This is a genomic window from Escherichia sp. E2562 (assembly GCF_005781075.1).
Lineage (GTDB): Bacteria > Pseudomonadota > Gammaproteobacteria > Enterobacterales > Enterobacteriaceae > Escherichia.
On record NZ_VATM01000045.1, the window covers coordinates 1 to 1,601 of the forward strand.

Consider the following 1,601-nt stretch of genomic DNA (forward strand, 5'->3'; position numbering starts at 1 on the left):
GCGAAGCTGGGCTTCAGAACTGAAACCGCAGAACCTGCCAGCTTTGATTACCTGGATGGAAAAAACCAGCCCACTGGATTCTTCCGTAACCTTATCGATTCGCTTTACCAGGCCGCGACCAATGATCCGCGAACCAGTCATGCTCTCGTGAAGCATAATTATCAGCGCCTGCTGGATAAAATTGACAGCGGAAGTGACCACTATTCTCCAATGGAGTACTGGAGAGCACTTCACAATCCCGACTATCTTGACGTTATTCAGAAAACAATCGTAAAACACCCAAGCGACTGGTACTTCAAAAAAGGCGATGCTATCTGGCAACCGTTCCTCAATGCGCTGAAAAAAGATGCGCCAGAATGGAAGAAATACAGCGAAGATTTTCTTGATAAAATGGCATGGATGCAGGATGTTACCACAGAAAAACTGGGGCCTTCATTATGGCACATGCATCCAGTATTATTTTTAGGAGCATTGCAGAACAGAAATAAACTTATATGGATCAAAATGGTTGAAAAGAGATTCGGTACAGAAATTGCTGAATCATTTAAACAAAAGGTCGTAGAAGTAGGTAATGAACTATCAATTGACCCAAATTATATAATGGCATGTATGGCGTTAGAAACTGGGGAGAAGTTCAATACATCTACAAAAAACCCTCATTCTTCTGCTACCGGGTTAATTCAATTCATGTCTGACACTGCAAAAGACTTAGGGACAACAACTTCTAAACTTGCCGCCATGACACACGTAGAGCAGATGGATTACGTGAAGAAATATTTTGAAATGCAGGCTAATAATTTTAATTACCCTACTAACAAATGGACATTGGGCGATGTATATCTTTCAATTTTCACACCAGCAGCAATGTTACTCAAAGATACAGATATCGTATATTCAAGCGGACAACGTGCCTATGCGGTTAACCAGTTCCATGACAGAAATAAAGATGGCAAGATAATTAAAAGTGAAATTGTAAAAAACATAGACGAATTTTATGCAAAAGGGTTCAATTATGAAGGCTAATTTTATGAAGCTTACATCAAAGAGTTTTCTTCTTTCCATTCCAGTCATTTTTTATTTCTGTGGCACATCTTCATTTGCAAGTGAAGCACCGCATGTAAACACAGCTGTAGATAAAGGAATATGTAGTATTCAGATAGATGGCGATACTATCGACAATTACAAATGTGATTACTCCCGCGCACCATCTATTCTAAACTACTCCTATTTATACGAAGCCGATAAGCAAATGCTTGTTATAATTGATAGCCCAATGGGTAATGCTTGTGATGGTGGACCGTTACATATTTATAGCAAAACAGAAGATGGAAAATTTAAACCTCTGAAGACAATTGACTTCTGTGGTGGTCATTACCCATCAATAACCAGTGGCCCAGAAACATTCAAGATAAATATACCTTCAATCGCTGTCGATGGCACAAGTAAAAAGATCCCAGCAGAGACATGGGAATTAAAGAATGATGAATTAGTTAAGAAATAAGAAAGAGGAATTTAATAGTGCTCCAGATTATCCGTAAAGGCGATAAAACCACTCATGGCGGCTCGGTACTGACCGCTTCAGAAACGATGAAATTCGGTGG

Annotated in this window: 1 protein-coding gene and 2 pseudogenes; all 3 read left to right on the forward strand. The window is 39.4% G+C overall.

Translation table 11 applies throughout. The features are described 5' to 3' along the window. A pseudogene (locus FEK43_RS23260) lies at nucleotides 1-1,023 on the forward strand (lytic transglycosylase domain-containing protein); the annotation flags it as partial. After that, nucleotides 1,013-1,501 carry a hypothetical protein gene (locus tag FEK43_RS22735; RefSeq protein WP_135380921.1) on the forward strand — a complete coding sequence of 163 codons (489 nt, stop codon included), beginning with the start codon at nucleotides 1,013-1,015 and terminating at the stop codon, nucleotides 1,499-1,501. The pseudogene FEK43_RS23260 and the gene FEK43_RS22735, both read left to right, overlap by 11 nt. A 17-nt stretch (nucleotides 1,502-1,518) precedes the next feature. Further along, nucleotides 1,519-1,601: pseudogene (locus FEK43_RS23265) on the forward strand (PAAR domain-containing protein); the annotation flags it as partial.

What these genes read in the sequence shown, in the direction of transcription:
- FEK43_RS22735 (WP_135380921.1), top strand. Translation starts at nt 1,013, where the DNA reads ATGAAGGCTAATTTTATGAAGCTTACATCAAAGAGTTTTCTTCTTTCC.